Below are 622 nucleotides of genomic sequence, written 5' to 3'. Positions count from 1 at the left end.
GGTCGATCCACTTGTCTTCCTTCAAGCTGTCGAAGCTGCCCAGCCCGCGCTTGCCCAGGATGATGTCGATATGCTGCTGCTCGGTGAGGCCGAAGCCCGGACGATCGGCGACGCCAAGGCGTTTTGCCAATTCCTCGATGACGAAATGGTTGGTGCGCGGTCCTTCCGGCGGCTCGATCAGCTTGGGGCCGAGCGTGATGTGCTGATTGCCGCCGCCCTTGTAGACGTCGTCGTGCTCGAGGAACATCGTCGCCGGCAGCACGACATCGGCAAGCTTGGCCGTGTCGGTCATGAACTGCTCATGCACGCAAGAGAACAGGTCGTCGCGCATAAAACCCTGTTTCACCAGCCGCTGTTCCGGCGCGACATTTACCGGGTTGGTGTTCTGGATCAGCATCGCCGTCACCGGCGGGCCGCCATAAAGCGCGTCGCTGGCTCCGGTCAGCACCGGGCCGATGCGCGAATGGTCGAGATGGCGGATCGAGGGATCGCGCCTCCTGGGGCCTTCCAGAACTTCCTGGTTGAGCTTGAAGATGCCGGAGTTGGAATGGAAGGCGCCGCCGCCCTCATATTGCCAGCTGCCGGTGACAGCCGCGATGCAGGACGCTGCATGCATGTTGAC

Annotated in this window: 1 protein-coding gene; it reads right to left on the bottom strand. The window is 62.4% G+C overall.

Going from position 1 to position 622, the window contains the following annotated elements; translation table 11 throughout:
• Positions 1-622 (bottom strand): molybdopterin-dependent oxidoreductase (locus EN750_RS37915; RefSeq protein ID WP_145968370.1); only part of this gene is annotated, 622 nt, incomplete at both ends.

The sequence above is a fragment of the Mesorhizobium sp. M7A.F.Ca.ET.027.03.2.1 genome (genome assembly GCF_003999175.1).
Lineage (GTDB): Bacteria > Pseudomonadota > Alphaproteobacteria > Rhizobiales > Rhizobiaceae > Mesorhizobium.
Note: the sequence above shows the minus strand (reverse complement) of the source record. Positions and strands in the feature narration are given on the sequence as shown.